Source organism: Virgibacillus sp. SK37 (assembly GCF_000725285.1).
Classification (GTDB): domain Bacteria; phylum Bacillota; class Bacilli; order Bacillales; family Amphibacillaceae; genus Virgibacillus_Q.
This window is the reverse complement of record NZ_CP007161.1, coordinates 1,293,876-1,311,404: the sequence shown is the minus strand read 5'-3', so window position 1 is coordinate 1,311,404 and position 17,529 is coordinate 1,293,876. Positions and strand designations below refer to the sequence as shown.

12 protein-coding genes are annotated in these 17,529 nt (G+C 38.8%); 4 read left to right on the top strand and 8 right to left on the bottom strand.

The window, feature by feature from the left end:
* Positions 1 to 21: 21 nt before the first annotated feature.
* The 3 genes from X953_RS06760 to X953_RS20510 all read left to right on the top strand — a co-directional run bounded on the left by X953_RS06760 (position 22) and on the right by X953_RS20510 (position 2,410).
* On the top strand, positions 22 to 1,350 hold the full coding sequence (locus X953_RS06760; RefSeq protein WP_040954901.1) for a short-chain fatty acid transporter: 1,329 nt from the start codon (positions 22 to 24) through the stop codon (positions 1,348 to 1,350).
* Positions 1,351 to 1,861: 511 nt separating this feature from the next.
* A complete protein-coding gene (locus X953_RS20515; RefSeq protein ID WP_369792738.1) occupies positions 1,862 to 1,942 on the top strand; it encodes a putative holin-like toxin in 81 nt (26 codons plus the stop codon).
* A 387-nt stretch (positions 1,943 to 2,329) separates the two neighbouring features.
* Positions 2,330 to 2,410: a putative holin-like toxin gene (locus X953_RS20510; protein ID WP_223280501.1), complete on the top strand. Its 81-nt coding sequence runs from the start codon at positions 2,330 to 2,332 to the stop codon at positions 2,408 to 2,410.
* Between the two features lie 495 nt (positions 2,411 to 2,905).
* Here the strand turns inward: X953_RS20510 and X953_RS06755 are convergent, their stop codons facing one another.
* From X953_RS06755 to X953_RS06745, 3 genes are all read right to left on the bottom strand, one after another.
* Positions 2,906 to 4,543 (bottom strand): GIY-YIG nuclease family protein, encoded by a 1,638-nt coding sequence (locus X953_RS06755; RefSeq protein WP_040954900.1) that lies wholly within the window; start codon positions 4,541 to 4,543, stop codon positions 2,906 to 2,908.
* 304 nt (positions 4,544 to 4,847) lie between these two features.
* On the bottom strand, positions 4,848 to 7,223 hold the full coding sequence (locus tag X953_RS06750; protein WP_040954899.1) for a trehalase family glycosidase: 2,376 nt from the start codon (positions 7,221 to 7,223) through the stop codon (positions 4,848 to 4,850).
* 639 nt (positions 7,224 to 7,862) lie between these two features.
* Positions 7,863 to 9,026, bottom strand: a complete 1,164-nt coding sequence (locus tag X953_RS06745; RefSeq protein WP_040954898.1) for an MFS transporter — start codon at positions 9,024 to 9,026, stop codon at positions 7,863 to 7,865.
* A gap of 881 nt (positions 9,027 to 9,907) precedes the next feature.
* On the opposite strand from X953_RS06745, the gene X953_RS06735 reads away from it, so the two are divergent.
* Complete coding sequence (locus tag X953_RS06735; RefSeq protein ID WP_052350071.1) at positions 9,908 to 11,137, top strand: DUF438 domain-containing protein; 1,230 nt, start codon at positions 9,908 to 9,910, stop codon at positions 11,135 to 11,137.
* 252 nt (positions 11,138 to 11,389) lie between these two features.
* Here X953_RS06735 and X953_RS06730 read toward each other — a convergent pair whose 3' ends face one another.
* The 5 genes from X953_RS06730 to cobT form a co-directional block, all read right to left on the bottom strand.
* On the bottom strand, positions 11,390 to 12,961 hold the full coding sequence (locus X953_RS06730; RefSeq protein ID WP_040954896.1) for a hydantoinase/oxoprolinase family protein: 1,572 nt from the start codon (positions 12,959 to 12,961) through the stop codon (positions 11,390 to 11,392).
* Between the two features lies 1 nt (position 12,962).
* Positions 12,963 to 14,054, bottom strand: a complete 1,092-nt coding sequence (locus tag X953_RS06725) for a DUF917 domain-containing protein (RefSeq protein WP_040954895.1) — start codon at positions 14,052 to 14,054, stop codon at positions 12,963 to 12,965.
* Positions 14,051 to 15,388, bottom strand: a complete 1,338-nt coding sequence (locus tag X953_RS06720; protein ID WP_040954894.1) for a cytosine permease — start codon at positions 15,386 to 15,388, stop codon at positions 14,051 to 14,053. Before X953_RS06720 ends, X953_RS06725 begins: the two co-directional genes overlap by 4 nt.
* Before the next feature lie 26 nt (positions 15,389 to 15,414).
* A complete protein-coding gene (locus X953_RS06715; RefSeq protein ID WP_040954893.1) occupies positions 15,415 to 15,996 on the bottom strand; it encodes a TetR/AcrR family transcriptional regulator in 582 nt (193 codons plus the stop codon).
* A 430-nt stretch (positions 15,997 to 16,426) separates the two neighbouring features.
* A complete protein-coding gene (gene cobT, locus X953_RS06710; protein ID WP_040954892.1) occupies positions 16,427 to 17,476 on the bottom strand; it encodes a nicotinate-nucleotide--dimethylbenzimidazole phosphoribosyltransferase in 1,050 nt (349 codons plus the stop codon).
* Between the last annotated feature and the right edge of the window lie 53 nt (positions 17,477 to 17,529).

The window sequence follows — 17,529 nt, the reverse complement described above, 5'->3', positions numbered from 1 at the left end:
AAAATAAGGGGGGGGATTCTATTGAGAGCAGTTAGTTCTTTTTTTGAACGAATGGTGCAGCGTTTCTTACCTGATGCCTATTTGTTCGCTGTTATTATTACGTTTATCGTATTTATTCTGGGAATATTATTTACAGACAGCTCAGCCTTTCAAATGGTTGAGTATTGGGGAAATGGATTCTGGGATCTGTTGGCGTTCGGGATGCAGATGTCACTTATTGTAGTTACTGGATACATACTTGCCAGCACAAAAATTGTTAAAGGAGTGCTTACAAAGATTAGCAAACTGGCAAATACTCCTGGTCAGGCTATTTTGCTAGTTACCTTTGTTGCTTCGATAGCCTGTCTGATTAATTATGGATTTGGACTTGTTGTAGGAGCTCTTTTTGCTATTCATATTGCCAAACGGGTACCAACAGTGGATTACCGTGTACTCATGGCGAGTGCATATAGTGGGTTTCTTCTATGGCATGGCGGTCTGTCTGCATCGATACCGTTACTCATTGCAACACCGGATCATTTTCTGCAGGACACCATGGGAGTCATTCCTGTATCGGAAACGTTATTCAGCAGTTTTAACTTATTTATTGTCTTTGTTCTATTATTTACATTACCTTTATTAAATCGATACTTGATGAAAACAAGAGATCAGTTGCATCAGCCTGAGGTAAATCTTGGGCAAGAGGAAGAAAAGGAAGATGATGATGCTATTTCAGCAAATGCGGAGATGACTCCTGCGGAAAAATTAGAGAATAGTAGAATCCTTTCCATTTTGATCGGTGCATTTGGCCTGCTATTTGTCGTCTTCTTTTTTAGGGAGAATGGGTTTGATTTAAATATTAATATCGTTAACTTTACGATGCTGTTTCTCGGGATTATTTTTCATGAGACACCGAGACGTTTCCTTAACAGTGTGGCAGATGCTGTTAAGAATGTTGGCGGAATTATTATTCAGTTCCCATTTTATGCAGGGATCATGGGGATGATGGTTGCATCCGGGCTTTCCCAACAAATGTCGCTATGGTTTGTCAGTATATCCAGTGATTTCACCTTCCCATTGTTCACTTTTTTAAGTGCTGGGCTTGTCAATTTCTTTGTACCATCTGGTGGAGGTCAATGGGCAGTACAGGGACCAATCATGATTCCAGCAGCACTCGAGCTTGGTGTGGATACAGCCAAAACAGCAATGGCTGTTGCTTGGGGCGATGCGTGGACGAACATGATTCAGCCGTTCTGGGCATTGCCGCTGCTTGCCATTGCAGGTTTGAAGGTCAGGGACATCATGGGTTTCTGTGTCATGATTCTCATTTACAGCTTCATACCGATTTCCATTGGACTATTGTTCTTTTAATAAAAATCTCCGGCAGCTTGTACACTGCCGGAGATTTTTTAGTAAGGAAAGATAAAATATTTTAGAATTGCTAAGGCTAGAAATATCAGCACTACAAACAAACACATGATGGCAGACGTATAGGCTTTTTCCTTGATGAAGAAAATTCCTCTTAATAAGAAGAAGATCAGTGCAACAAAGAAAACGATCTCTCCGTAGATCATATAATGTTCTCGATCAATCAATTGCAGCAGGATACTAATAACCCCTATTGTTATCAACACGCGGTTACTGATGGCGAAGAACTTATTTGTCTCATTTGTTGGTTTAATAGAGAAACCTCCAGTATTATGTATTTAGCTATTTATCAAGTAAATGTGGTAATAGCAGTTCATGAAAGTCGATTTTTTGTTTATAATAGGAACAAATGTTCTTGTATGGTATACTTATTTTAACAATAGACTGGCTTCGCATGAGGGGTTAAGGCGCACTTTTTCTTCCGGGAATCTTTTCACGGAGGGAGGTGTTGCCCATGGATATAACAGATACGTTAACGCTTATGATTTCATTCGGCATGTTAATTGCTTTCATCATGTCCGAGAATAAAAAATAACCCCTCATGTCACTAGGCCAAGTGCTTAGGGGTTATTTCTCTGCCTAAAAGCGCCTTCCCCTCTTACTGGGGTTGGTCTATTGGAACCGCTCCATGTTAGCAGCATGGAGCGGTTTTTACTATGTTATGTTTTTCTATACTTATTATACCACAGGTAGCATAGTTGTAAACCAATCTTAGCACCTAACCTTTTTCATTCGGTTGTACTTAAGACAATGATTAATTATGTATGTTGAATATTAAATTAGCAATTATTTTAGTTCATGATTTAAATAGGAACATACGATCTAATATGATATACTGTTATTACAATAGACTGGCTTCACATGAGGGGTTAAGGCGCACTTTTTCTCTTCCGGGAATCTTCCACGGAGGGAGGTGTTGCCCATGGATATAACAGATACGTTAACGCTTATGATTTCTTTTGGCGTTTTGATTGTATTAATCATGTCCGAGAATAAAAAATAACCCCTCATGCAACTAAGCCCAGTGCTAAGGGGTTATTTTTACCTATAAGCGCCTTCCCCCTCTTGTTGGGGTTGGTCTATTGGAACCGTTCCATGTTAGCAGCATGGAGCGGTTTTTACTATGTTATGCTTTTCTATACTTATTATACCACATGTGGGGTTATTGTAAACCAATCTTAGGCCCTAGCACTTTCCATTCGGTTGTACTTATAACGAGATTAATTATGTCCGAGAATAAAAAATAACCCCTCATGTCACTACGCCATGTGCTAAGGGGTTATTTAGACCTGATTGCACCTTCCCCTCTTGTTGGGGTTGGTCTATTGGAACCGTTCCATGTTAAAGCATGGAGCGGTTTTTACTATTTATGTTTATCTATACTAATTATACCACAGGTCGGATGGTTGTAAACACATCCACAGCTATCGCTTTCCGATTTTAGCGAAGATATTTACTAGATTAAATCCCTTCTTACCTTTTTGCTTATAACGCAATATCAAGACACCAATGCAGATTCTTCCATTGCCTTTGTCTGATTGTATTCTTCAGCCAACATGGTAGTTACAAATTCAACGGTTGGGTCGATTTCTTCCACCATTTCTTTTAGCGTGTCAACATCTGTTTTGAAGAACTCTTTTCTGTAATTAACTTTATTAACCCTTTGTTCACTTAGCATTTTATGAAGCTTGTTTTCCAGTCCCACTGCATCATCACTAAAAATCAAAGCATGCACATCAAATTTAAATGGAACAGATGCACTTCCTAATTCATCAACCCTATCTTGTGGCTCCATTCTTCTGGTCATTCCGATTTTAAACATTGTTTCTCCAAACGAACCTAAATTAGAAATGATGTAGACATACCCAGCTTTTCCGAGAGTAAGACTTGCAATTTCTTCTTTTTTGACATCTATTTCTTTCACCTGCAATTCAAGTTCCTTTAACCTTTCATGTAATTGCTGAATTTTATCTTCATCTTTCTCTTCTTCCAATAATCTTTTATTTCTTTCCATCTCAACAGTAAACTTTTGCTCTTCTTTATCTAGTTTTTTCTTTTCTTCAGCGAGTTTTTTTCTTTCCTCTGCTTCCTGTCTCATTTGTTCTTTTATCATTCTTTGTTCTTCTTTTTCCTGTTCACGGTAAACATAGTATTTATACTCGATCTGAATAAGTTCCAAATATAAGGGCTCCATCTCTGTTAAAAATTTTGTGATTGTTGGCAGTATGGATTTGTTGCCATTTGCACAAATAGCTAAATACTTAGTTATAATATCTTTCACGGATTGTTCGGATTCATCAAGCTTATTGTATTTTAATTGCAATAATAAAATCTGTACTTCGGCCTGTAAACCGATAACCATAAGATTATAAATTGTTTTATTGCCTTTTGTTGTATACCTACCTTCATACTTGTTTAAAACATTTTTTATTTCTTTTTTAGTAGCATTAGATAATTTTCTTAATTCTTTGGAATGATCTGAATGTAAATGCAGTCTTATAATAGTTCCAAGCAATGTCTCTTCATCAAGTTCTTTATTTAATTTCTCTAGTTGATGATCCACATTATCAAAATTTATGGTATGCGGGAATCTGTCATTGAAGTTTTTAAGCCCTACAACATCAGCTTTGAATTTTCTAGCTTGGTTTTTGTACCTGTTTACCTCTTTTTCTAGCTGTGTATGTTCTTCCTCTAGATTTTCCATATTAGACTGATATTCCGTGGTTTTTGCCACAACTTCTGCTAAACTCTCATTTGCTTCCTTCACAATTCTTTCTGCTTCCTGCTCAGCTTCTTTCAAGATATTTTCACGTTCTACTGCTGTTTTAGATTCAAACTCATTCCGTAATTCAGCAATAAAACTATCCTGGTCAGCAAGTACTTTCTTATTTTTTTCCATTTGATCTTCCAATTTTTGAATTTCTAGTTGGAGGGACTCAAGCTTATCTTCTTTTTCCCTTATCGGTAAGTTATGTAGTTCATCTTCACTAAGAGCTTTGTAAAAATTCCTACGTTTCTTCACTTGTACAATCAATAAAATAATGGCTATAATGGCTGGTATTGTATAGAAACTAAAGGCCGCTATAATTAATATTACTGGACTAGAATACCACCATTTATCTCGATACTTTCCCATCCTTCACTTCCCCCTTTTAGATAATATTGGTTTGTTTCTCTCATGCCTATCATACTCCTTCTAGTTCAAAAAGGGTATAAGAATAAATGTATATCATGATATATAAAACACCAGCATCCGCTAGAAAGATGCTGGTGTTTTAGTGCTTTTGTGATTAAAGCTGAGCCATCACCCGGTATGCAAACCAAGTGTATGCGAGTGATCTCTGATTGATTAGTAAAGCATATGAAAGTTTTTCCTCTTAAGCTGCACCTTCTAGCGGCTTTTTTAATTATTCATTGCTTCCAACTTAGCTAAACTCATTTTATTTGAAAGCATCCTGAGTAGTTGGATCATTACTTAAAATACTATTCTTATACAACAAATAATAGGTTGCTGCTGACCAGCTGAAGTTTTTCGTACTAATTCCTTTACCATTTAACGGATTGTAATTTTCATGTATTGGGGCATTACCCATTAATCCTTCTGCATGATTAAATAATTTCTTAGTTTGCTCCATTGCTTCCTTATCAAATCCATAATTTTGTAATGCTTCTATTCCAAATAAAGCTTGGTCTAACCAGACTGGACCGCGCCAATATGCATCCGGGCTAAATTTCTCATTATCTTTTGATGCCGTTGGAAAAGGCATATACGTATTGAATTTATCTTCATCCATCATATTGTCTTTGACCGTTTCTGCTTGCTTATCTGTAGCTAGGTTTGCCCAAAGCGGAAGCCATCCTTCAGTTCCCTTCCCCCTGTTAACTAATAACTTTGATTCAGATCCATCCTCATTCATTTGCAGGTCATAAAAGAATCCTGTTTCTTCATCGTACATGTTTTCTTGGATGTACTTCTTTAATTTCTCTGCATCTTCCGTTAATGTTTTCTCATCTTTGTCTATACCCAGTTTAGCTGCCATTAGTTTCAAGAAACCTTTTTCAGCATATAGGTACGAATTTAAATCAACAGATTCCTGGTTAATTGAATAGCCGACTACTTCGCCATCTTGTTTGTTTTCAAAGACTTTTACGCCCACATCCTCTTTACCGCTACCTTCTTTGTCAAAGCGAGTAGCATTGTCCATGCCACTTTCCCATGCAGCAGCTTCAATTACAGCCTCGTCATTAAGTACAGGTTTTCCATTTTCATCTTTTATAATTTCCCCGTCTTCATTCGTTTTCCAATTGGTCTCGCTTACCATACTTCCATATTCAGCAACACCATTATTGTTATGATCACGGTTTGTATACCACCAATTGTGGTAATCCATTAATTTAGGATACATTTCTTCTAACCACTCTTTATCACCTGTTGCTTCATAAATATTCCAAACTGCCCAGGCTGCCAATGGTGGCTTGGAATTCCGTTCGTTCCAGTTTCCTCCTTCTCCGCCGCGTGATTGATCTTGATTATAGAAGATAGCATCAATAATCGCACCTTCATCCTGTGGCCGAACATCATCATTAGCCTTAATCCGGTAGTCGAACAATGCCCGCATATTGTTCTTTGCCAGTTCAGGGTTAAATTCTGCTAAAGCAACATCCGCTTTCCATGAGTCCCAGCTCCACATACCCATAAACCATTTATAAGACATCGAAGGAACTATCCCATCATGTTTAATAGCTCCAGCAGGGCTCTGCCAATTAGTCATTAAGGTTTCAATTGATTTCACTGCTGCATTTTGATATTCCGGGAAATCTTTTACTTTGTCTCCAGTAAAGGTTTTATCCAGATAACCTTGCCACCTTTGATTATTTTCTTTAAAGTAATCTTCTTGTTCATTCATATAATTAGATAATTTCTTCTTTTCTTCAGAAAACTCATTTTCTGTAAACGTATACGATTCCGTCGTGTAGGTTTCAAACTTTTCACCCGGCTTTATACTTACCGGATTTTCTAACGTAGACGTATAAGTTAATCCGTTTATATCGGTACTGACCTTTTGATCATGAGAAATATAATACTTCACTTCATCTGTAGCGAAATAATTCCACTGTTCCCGAACTTCACTAAAATTGACTTGTATAGCGTTTTCATCTTTTTGAACGCTTGTCCCAATGTCGATTGTTTTATCCCCATCTATAACCTCATCGAAAACGGATCCTTTCCAAGAAATATTTAATTCCAAAGGTTCTTCACTAGTGTTTTCAATATCTGTACGTATCAATGCAGAACGATTACTAACAAAAATTAAGGATAAGTTTAAGGTGAAATCACTTAACTCATATTTTTGTTCTAATCTACCAGGATAGGAAGACAAATCAATATAGTTACTTTTACTCAAATCATACTGTTCATTCGTTTTTTTATTTGTAATTTGAATACGATTAATAGAATCAGAAAGGTTAACCGGGTATTCTTCCCCAACAATTAATGGACCAGCAAAACCGCCTAATAATTTTTTATTATCTTTCGCAGGCTGATAGTATCCATGCCAAGCACCAAGATCGGAAAAATGATTAAACTTATTTGTTTCATATACCCCATGAGCTTCATTAGTTGGGTTCGCTGATAAATCCAATAAGTTCGCAAACTGATCAACTCTTTTTCGAGCTATGCTGGGGTCGTTACCGGTATCAGCTTCTGAATCAACGTGCGAATCATTGCTTGTACTATTTTCTTTATTCTGGCATCCCATAAATATAATGGACATAGCTATGATACATAGACCTACGATAAAGTTTCTTTTTTTCATAGATAATCCTCCTTGAATTGTATGTACTAACTCTTCTTTCATTGTTTAGCATGCTTATCTGTTGAAAACATTTTCCAGTCTAAGCAATCTGTAGATGCAATAATGTTATTTATTGAATAATTTCATTTTAGCTATAGAAAACCTCCTATTTTTATTCTTATTGAAGCCTTTTTATGCAACAAAAAAGACATGAGTAGAAATGACGAAAAGCACAGATAAAGTTAGGATTTCCTATATCTGTATTTCATCATATTATCTACTCATGCCTGATCGTATCAGTAACACGTAGGTTAAAGATATTATTATATTTTACTGGTTAGCCGCTTCAGAGACATCGTAAGGTAAACTGCCCCTGCATCAGGTACTAGTTTTTTAATAATTTATGCATAATTTTTATCAGCTTCCAACTAAACTATAACATGATGGGTATTCTTTTTTCAATAGATTGACAATTTTACGTCGTTCGGAAACTTATCCTATTAAGTAAACGCTTTTGGGCGTATCGCAAATGCTTTATACCACATGCTTGATTATTGTACACAAGAGTAGGTTGTCCCACATTACTTATACGCATAAGATCCAAAGTACGTCTACCTTAATGATAAATCTTTCTCCATTCAAAGCAAAGCTGTCTCCCATCTACCAAGATTGTCCCCATTCGGCATTTTTAGTTACAGGCAATACGAACAATTTTAGACAAGCAATGATCCCTAAAAGTAAAAAAATCCATTTGTAAGCTACATAAGTTAAAATCCCTCCAAATACGGCAGGCCCAATGATTGCTCCAATGTTCAAAAGGACTATCGTAATACTGAATCCTTGTGCAGGAATTTGCGGGAAAACGTGTGCACTCCAGATTGGTAAATATGCAGCATAGAGCATAAAGGAGCTACCAAATAATAACCCTGAAAAACAAACAAGTAGCCAACCTGGGGTTAAAAATAAAATCGCTATACTAACAGAATAAAGCAGTATCGTTATAATAAAACTAACTTTAAATCCCAGTTTATTTACGATGTCGCCGGCCCATAAGCCAGCCAGTCCTCCTAAACCAATAATTAAAAAGAAAATAGCGTTAGCATGATGAATAGAAAAGCTCTCTTGCACAAAATCGGCTGAGTAGGTCCAATAGGTGGCTTCCGTAATTCCAAATAATAGGGAAGCCAAATAGAGCGGCAGAGCCTTTTTAATGAAGATTAGTCTACGATTTACCTTTGTATCTTTAGAGGCACCTTGCTTCTTGTTGGAAGAAGGAACAGATTTGAGAGCCCACAGAAAGACCACATAACCTATGATCGCTCCACCCACCCAGAGTACCCTCCATTCCGCACTCATTAATACGTATAATGCCGCAATAACCACTAGTCCCAGAGTTGAGCCAGTACTAATAATAGCTAGAGCTCTATTTTGAACGCCCTCTTTTACGTGCTGGCTCACACTCTCTGAAAAAGAAGACCATGTTAGACCAGGGCTCAACCCTGCAATCGCACATCCTATTGCAAATATAATACTGTTCGTCGTAATAGCTGCAAGTAATAAACCTGTAGATACGGCAAAAATACCTGCAAGAATCACGGGACGTGCGCCCTTCCGTGATACAACCAGAATTACAGTAAGTGCTCCTACCAAAAAAGTGAAGAACGTTAAACTGGAGATAACCCCTAGCACGGATGCTGACAGGTTAAAATCTTTCTCAAATTCAGGTAATAATAAACCATACCCATATCTGAACCAGCCGAAGATGATAGTTAAAGCCAATAGACCAACGACAGAGATTGTCGGTATTTCAATCCGTTTTCTCACAAGGTCACCTCTTAACAGTAAAATAAGATTACTCAAAGAAGCTTTACCCTTCCCTATGTGGAGTAAAACGCTGACTAGTGATCCGCTTTAGTAGACTTCAAGTAGTAGAAATGAACAACTTTTGAGAGAAACGTTATGCGGTATTTAATTTATTTTCGATAGGAACTGATGATCTACTATGTTATACAAAGATCAATAGACTGGCTTCACATGAGGGGTGGCGCACTTTTACTTTCCGGGGGACTTCCCGTGGAAGGGAGGTGTTGCCTATGGATATAGCAGATACGTTAACGCTTATGATTTCTTTTGGCGTTTTTGATTGTATTGATGATGTCCGAGAACAAAAAATAACCCCTCATGTCACTACGCCATGTGCTAAGGGGTTATTAGACCTTTGTGCCTTCCCCTCTTGTTGGGGTTGGTCTATTGGAACCGTTCCATGTTACAGCATGGAATGGTTTTTACTATGTTATGCTTATCCACGGTTATTATACCACATTGGATCCAGGTGTAAACACTTCAGTAATATATGCAGTTCAGGTCAAACCATACCTGCTTATTTCAATGCTACACAAGAGGGTTGTCTCTTGCACACATTAATTTTCCGATAAACTTCTCATATATCTGACTCTAAACAATTTTCCCATTATGCGTTCAGTGTCGCTGGCGTAACCACAAAGACGCGAAATAGTAGCTGGTTTTCTGGAATAATGTGATCTATGTCATATAGTAACTAATACGAATCGGCTATAATAACAGAAAAGCCGTAAGAATGGACAACGATTCCCCTGTCCTAACATGTTGGAGGTTGAGGAACTGACTTCTCTTTTCAAACCGATACTCAAATTGCATTTCTCTACAACATAATGAGGTGAAAAATAATGGAGACACATTTGGATATAAGACGAATAAATACGATAAAAGAAATACTGCTTACATTGAAGCTTGGAGAATCAGAACAATTGATTCAGGATGCTTTTGATGAGCATGTTCAACCATTAAACAAGACTGATATATTACTGATCTTGCAGGAACTAAAAAATAGCACTACAAATGATTTTACTATGGACGATATCAGGAAATTCTTTGATATCTATCTTGAGCTGTACGATCATTCGCTTCAGAGTATTCATATTCCAAATGAGAAACATCCAAGTCATCCTATTCAAATTTTCAAAAAGGAAAATCAGGCATTTGCCTCTTTATTAGATCGGGTAAATAGCCTTGTAGAAGCGATTGCTAATGATGCAGGACATCCCACAGATCAACTAATGAATGAAATAATTCAGTTGGGAAAAATATATAGCCATTACAACCGTAAAGAAAAACTCTTTTTCCCAATATTGGAGCGTTATCGTATTTATTCCATTTCCCGAATTATGTGGGCAGAGGATGACCGCATCCGCACATTATATAAAGGTACCAAAAGAATGATGGAGAAAATGCCAGACATCGATTTCCAGTACGTCAAGCAAGCTTATTACGACTTGGAAAATGCATGTAGAGAGATGCTCCTGGAAGAAGAATACATGCTCTTACCTATCACAAAGTCTTTTTTTAAGAAAGCAGATTGGTTTGCCATTGCGAGGGAAAGTAAAGCATTTGGTTATGCAGTAGATGAACCGGAAGAAACCTGGATTCCAGATGAAGCGTTGGGTAATAAAAACACAGAAAAGCAATCCAACACGCCTAACGAGGAACATTTACGATTTGGCGGAGGTTACTTAACGATTAAAGAAGCCAACCATATTTTGAATAATTTGCCCCTGGAAATAACGTTCGTTGACAAGAATGGCATATTTAAATACTTTAATGAAATAGTAGAGTCATCTGAGATGATGTTTATCCGTACACCAACTTCCATTGGACGTCATGTAGCCATGTGCCATCCCCCAAAAAGTATGAAAAAGGTCATGCAGCTCATCCAAGACTTAAAGTCAAAGAAACGTCAGTCAGAAACAATGTGGTTCAAAAAGAAAGAAGAGTACGTCCATGTTACGTATAAAGGTGTGTTCGATGAAAACGGAGAATACATAGGGATATTAGAATATGTTCAAGATATTCAACCATTTCTGGATTTAACGCGTGAGGTAAAAAGAGAATTAAGGTAACGAATTTCTCTCGGTGTATTGATTATGTCTGAGAATAAAAAAATAATCCCTCACTGTGCAGCCCATTGCTGAGGGGTTATTTGACCCTATTGCACCTTCCCCTCTTGTCGGGGTTGGTCTATTGGAACCGTTCCATGTTACAACATGGAACGGTTTATATTTAAACTTATTATACCACAGGCCGGATGAATCTAAACCAACCCGATGGCAGTGGTAAGAGATTCATTCTCGCCATCCAGAACGACCTGTTACCTAGACACCTACTGTATTTTTCAATGCGCCTGCCGCTTTTGCCCGGATTCTCGTTGCATTACCAGGCAGATAGGCCAATGGGACATATTCTAAATCAACTATAACTAGCTGATCTGGATCTGCTCCTGCATTAATTGCTTCTTCTTTTGCCATATTTTTAGCAACTTCTATTGTTTGCTCGCGTCCAAGGTCATCCATGGCGAATATTTTTTCTACTTCTCCACTAACCTGTGAGATGGCGGAACCAATCGCATTGGCTACACCAAAGTTTTCTGGTCGGATGACTTCGGAGGCTCCCTGTAATTCTTCTGGCAGTAGGATGCTTCCACCACCAACGAGAATGACAGGCATATCCTCGGCGCTTGTTTTCATTTTATCCAATGCTTCCTCTACCATGCTTACCATCTTAGCATAGATATTTTCGAGCAAGGTTTTATCAAAGTGAGCCACTTTTGCTGGGTCTCCAAGCTCTGCTTTTCCAAGTCCAACAATAACATCTGTGGTTGTTAATGTATCGCCACCAAATATCAGTGCTTTTTCTTGCAGTTGGTATCCGACACTATGTGGGCCAATTTGGAAAGTTTGATCGCCATGCACCTGGACAATCGTGCCACCACCTAGTCCGACAGACATAATATCAGGCATACGGAAGTTCGTTCTGACACCACCAATTTCTACTGCTAAAGAGGATTGACGCGGAAATCCATTTACAAGTACGCCAATATCTGTCGTCGTTCCTCCTACATCAATCACCAAAGTATTGGATTTATTGCTTAAATAAGCAGCTCCTCGCAAGCTATTTGTTGGTCCACATGCGATGGTCAATATCGGGTAACGGACGGTGTATTCTACCGACATTAGTGTACCGTCATTTTGGCCGAAGAAAACATCTGCCTCAATTCCTTCTTGTTTCAATGCTTGGATAAACCCATCTGCTGTGGATTTAGCAACATTCACGACAGCAGCATTTAGTATGGTTGCATTTTCTCTTTCCAGTAGACCAACATTTCCAATTTCACTTGATAGAGATACGGCTACATCCTCTCCCAAAATCTCAGTGATGATTTCTGCTGCTCGCTCCTCATGTTTTTTTGTAACTGGAGAGAAGACGGAGGTGATGGCAACAGAGTCTACCTTTCCTTTTATTTCATTTGCGATTCGATAGAGATCTTCCTCATCCAATTCGGCTATTTCCCTGCCATCAAATTCATGCCCACCTTTTACAATGTAGGAATGTTTTCCAAGAATTGCTTTTAAGTCGTCTGGCACACTAAGCAATGGTTTAATAGCGAGCGTGGCTGGTGCGCCAATACGTATAATGGCAATATCATTCAGCCTTTTCCGTTCTACGATGGCGTTGGTACAATGTGTTGTACCGAGCATGGCATAGTTTATATTACGAACTTCGACCTTCGATGCTTTTACTACTTCATGTAAAGCCTGGTAGATTCCACTGCTGACATCTGTGGTGGTCGGTGATTTGGTTTGGGCGATGACATTGTAAGAATCATCCAAAATAACAGCATCTGTATGTGTTCCGCCAACATCAATTCCAATTCGATAGTTTGACATATTAAGCTTCCTCCTTTTCTACTAATTGTTCGACTGGTACATAATCCAGGTCATACCCGAAGTAACGTGGACCTGTTGTCTCAATTCCTTTATCTGTACGCCATTTGCTATTTGCTGGCATCCCGATCACCGTACACCGGGCACCGTAGCGTAACCCCTCCGTAGTAATGGGCATTCCTGTATCTGAATCCAGTACTGCAATTAAATCAGGAGTCATGCACAATGTTTTGTCTTTTGTTTCAGCAAGTAGATGTTCATTTTGAAAGCGGAGATACAGCTCGTCCTGTTGGTACTCCTCCACCCCTTCAATTGTTGCCGTACCACGGGCGAACCCTGTTTCTGTCTTCCGATCAACATCAACGACCTTGCCTTGAAACAGCTTGTAGCCATCAGTTAGTTTTAACACTTCCGTAATTGGATTGTAGTTATGCGTCTTGGCCTCTCTAATTGTTCTGCCAATTTGTTCTTCCAGTTTTAAAATATGATGGATAGAGCTGCGTTTGACTGTTTTCCCATCCATAGGATAAATGGAGAGCATAACAGAGCCACCCATTTCAACTGTAGCAGAACGTGCAATTCGTTCTGCCCAAACGTTGTTTACTGTATTCAACAAAGAGTTATTTCCCTTTTCATCTGCAAGAACCATCGGAGTTGCCGGGACACCTTCCAAATAAAATGTTACCATCTGCAATTCGGGAAATGCTCGGCCCATTCCATCTGCGTCCACGACGGGTAAACCCAATTGGGCTGCTAAGGCAAATGGTAATAAGGAGTTCACACCACCTGCTTCTATAGGCATGGTTGCGTAAACGTCTTTGCCCAAGTATTTTTGTAATGATTCAAAAGCGCCTACAGCCTCTTCCCCACTTGGAATTTTTTCTACCATTACAGTGGGAGCTCCCATCATGGCAGATGGTACGACAAGTGCGTCATCAGGCAACTCATCCACATCTAATAATTCTACTGGTCCATTTTCCTCAATTGCTTGTAATGCCATTAATTTACCAATGTACGGATCACCGCCACCACCTGTTCCTAAAAGAGCTGCACCAATAGCAATATCTTCAATTTCCTGTTTACCTATTAATCTCATGAGATTTTTCCTCCCTTTACATGTTGTTCTAAATCACTTGTTGCTGTTTTGTTTTTTATCACTTTTCCGACAATTAATTGTAAAATAAAGGCTACAATGAATGCATCAAAGCCAGACGCTCCTGTGAGTGTAAATAAACCAAAACCACTTGGGGCTGCAGTTGTCATAAATGCTACGAGTGCAGCTATAATCCAGATAGTTACAGATAATGGTTCTACATTTTTTGTGTGGTCTATTTTTTCAAATTGGTACTTCTGCCGGTTTACTAGAAAATCAGCTACATAAATACCTCCAATTGGCGGAATCAGCGCACTTAGGAAATTTAGAAACGGGATAAAGTTTTCGTAAATACCTGATACTGCCATTCCTGTACCAATTGCTCCTGCTGCAATAGTAATAATTGATTTAGGAACCTTCTGAAAAATGACGGCAAACCCTAGCGCAGAGGAATATAAATTATTATCATTTGTTGTCCATTGTGCAAGAATTAAAATTAATAATGCTGCAGTTCCCCATCCCAAGCCAAGCATAATCTCAACAATATCAACCTGTGTTGTGGCTTTTGCCAGAATGATAGAGATAATTAATACAATACTAAATCCTAGGAAGTAGCCAACAAAAGAAGAGATGACGGCATCTTTTGTAGAACGGGCATAGCGGGAAATATCTGGTCCAATAATAGCTCCTATTGCCAGAGAGCCAATAATTAATGATACAGCAGAACCAAATGTTAATGGATCGCCAATGATTGGTGCTTGAGAAATCGATTCTACCGATTTACCTGTCATTACCTTGACCAATGAACTGATCAGCAGGATCCCAAGCAGTGGTACAGCAACCAGACTAAGTTTTTCAATAGCTTTATAGCCAATAAAAGCTGTGACAGTCATTAGAATTCCACCTATGATTACCAATGCCAGAACAGGCAAATCAAGAGAAAGGCCGTCTAACAATACGTTGCGCAAGCTGGACCCAAATAAGGCAAGCTGTACACCAAACCAACCAAATAAAGCAATTGCGAGTATGATGGAAACTGCGTATGCTCCATATTTACCTAAGGCAAACTTAGAAACTAGTGCTGTCGATAAGCCTGTCTTGGCACCGACTACACAGCATAAAGCACTTAAAACAGCCAAAATGAAAGATCCTAAAAATGAAGCTAGTATTGCTTGTGTAAATGGCATCCCTGCACCTAGGGTTCCACCTAACACAACTGCTGATAATGCAACGATTCCTCCTGTCCAAACAATGGATAATTTTATCCATCCCTTTCGCTTATGTTGGGGAACAGGCTCCAATTCATAGTCTTCCGTCAAATCAAATCTATTTTCCATTTCGTTTCACTCCTTTTATTTTGTTATCATTTATTTTCCAATTCCAAAAATAGGGTATGAATCATTTCATCAGCCAGTACGACTTGTTCTGTAAAGTCTCCCCCATCGTATAAGTTAATACCCCAGAACACTCCGTTTGCTATCAGGACGTATTGCTTAATTGTCTTGTCTACCTCCTTGTCCGTAATTGCGGGATAACTCGCCTTCATAGCATCTCCAAGCGAATTCATCAACCAATCATTATGATGCCTTAAATGCTGTTGAAGATATTTCTTGATTTCCGGTACCGGTGAAGTGACGAGTGATATATAGGCAATCGTTCCTTGTTTATCTCCGGTATGGTGACTTACAAGGCCATGTAGCATCGCTGAAAATATCTCTTCCACGGAACGATCTTTATTCTCCAGCAGGATTCGTTGCATTTCCTGAAAGTGGTTCTGGAGTAGCTGTTGAAAAGCAGCAATGAACAGCGCTTCTTTATTGTTATAGAAGAAATAGATAGATGCCGGTTTGATTCCCACATCATCTGCAATCCTCCTCATGGTTGCCCCATCGTAGCCATATAGAGCATACTGCCGTATCGCAGCTTCAATTAATTTTTGCTTCAAAACATCACCACCTAACAAGTGTTAGGTAGATTATAGTGGTGTATTTTTCGTTTGTCAACGAGTTTTTTAACAATTCATTCAAAAGTAAATATTTAACTTTTTCTTAAAACGCTTACATTTTATTAGTAGTAAAGGAGAGAAATGCAAACGGAAGAAAGCAAAAAAACCCCAGCACTCGAAGAGAGAGCTGGGGTTTTGATTGAATTTATCATGTCCGACAATAAAAAATAACCCCTCAATGTGCAAGCCCATTGCGGAGGGGTTACCGACCCTAATGCACCTTCCCCTCTTGTCGGGGTTGGTCTATTGGAACCGTTCCATGTGACAGCATGGAGCGGTTTTTACTATGTTATGCTTTTCTATATTTATTATACCACATGCCTGATTATTGTAAACTAAACTAATGGTGACATACTTATTTCAATGTGATTTATATCTCCATTCCGACGTCAGCAAATGTTGCCATATTTTTCAGCATACTGACTGCGGCATCTAAAATAGGGAATGCTAAAGCTGCCCCAGAACCTTCTCCAAGACACATATCCATGTGCAACATGGGTTTAAGCCCCAAAAACTCGCTTGCCATCTGTCCACCTGTTTCTGCAGAAGCATGTGAGGCGATAAAGTATTCCTTTGCTTTAGGCTCTATAGAAGCTGCAAGGATAGCAGCAACTGTTGAGATATAGCCGTCCACGACTACTGGGATCTGATTTGCGGCTGCTCCAAGCATCACGCCTGCCATGCCGCCAATCTCCAGTCCGCCTACCTTTGCTAGTACATCCAAGGAATCTTGCGGGTTTGGCTGGTTTACTGCAATCGCTTTTTCGATTGTCTCCACTTTGTGTGCGATACCACCCTCACCAACGCCAGCTCCTCTACCAGTTATAGCTTGTGGGGCATAATTTCCTAAAACAGATAATATTGCGGTACTGGGAGTAGTATTACCAATGCCCATCTCGCCAGTTCCGATCACTGTTATTCCTTTTTCAACTTCCTTGTTAACTATCTCAATTCCTACCTCTATTGACTTAATGGCTTCTTCCCTCGTCATAGCAGGCCTTTTTGTCATATTAGACGTCCCATTCTTTATTTTTCTTTTCATTATCCCAGCATCATCTGGAATTACTCCGTTCACACCAATATCCACTGGAACTATTTTTGCTCCAGCAGGCATTCCTATAGCACACACACCTGTTACACTTTTCGGAAATAGTAAGGTTTGGGCTAAGGTTACTTCTTGTGGATTGCTGGAAATTCCTTCTTCGTAAATCCCATGATCTGCGGCCATCACGATGATTGCTTTTTGATCCAACACAGGATTTAAATTTCTTGTAATCCCAACTAATTGTACAGCTAGTTCTTCCAGCTTCCCAAGACTGTTTATTGGCTTTATCAAGTTATCCACTCTCTCTCTTGCCTTAGCCATCAATTCCTTATCCAAGCTCTCAATTCTATCAATTGTTTTCTGTAATAATTGCATTTTCAATTCTCCTTTTTGGTTTATATTCAAAAATAAAAAAGCCTGCAGTTTAT

Coding starts and splice junctions, on each gene's coding strand:
- X953_RS20515 (WP_369792738.1), top strand. CDS start 1,862: ATGGATATAACAGATACGTTAACGCTTATGATTTCATTCGGCATGTTA.
- X953_RS20510 (WP_223280501.1), top strand. CDS start 2,330: ATGGATATAACAGATACGTTAACGCTTATGATTTCTTTTGGCGTTTTG.
- X953_RS06755 (WP_040954900.1), bottom strand. CDS start 4,543: ATGGGAAAGTATCGAGATAAATGGTGGTATTCTAGTCCAGTAATATTA.
- X953_RS06750 (WP_040954899.1), bottom strand. CDS start 7,223: ATGAAAAAAAGAAACTTTATCGTAGGTCTATGTATCATAGCTATGTCC.
- X953_RS06735 (WP_052350071.1), top strand. CDS start 9,908: ATGGAGACACATTTGGATATAAGACGAATAAATACGATAAAAGAAATA.
- X953_RS06730 (WP_040954896.1), bottom strand. CDS start 12,961: ATGTCAAACTATCGAATTGGAATTGATGTTGGCGGAACACATACAGAT.
- X953_RS06725 (WP_040954895.1), bottom strand. CDS start 14,054: ATGAGATTAATAGGTAAACAGGAAATTGAAGATATTGCTATTGGTGCA.
- X953_RS06720 (WP_040954894.1), bottom strand. CDS start 15,388: ATGGAAAATAGATTTGATTTGACGGAAGACTATGAATTGGAGCCTGTT.
- cobT (WP_040954892.1), bottom strand. CDS start 17,476: ATGCAATTATTACAGAAAACAATTGATAGAATTGAGAGCTTGGATAAG.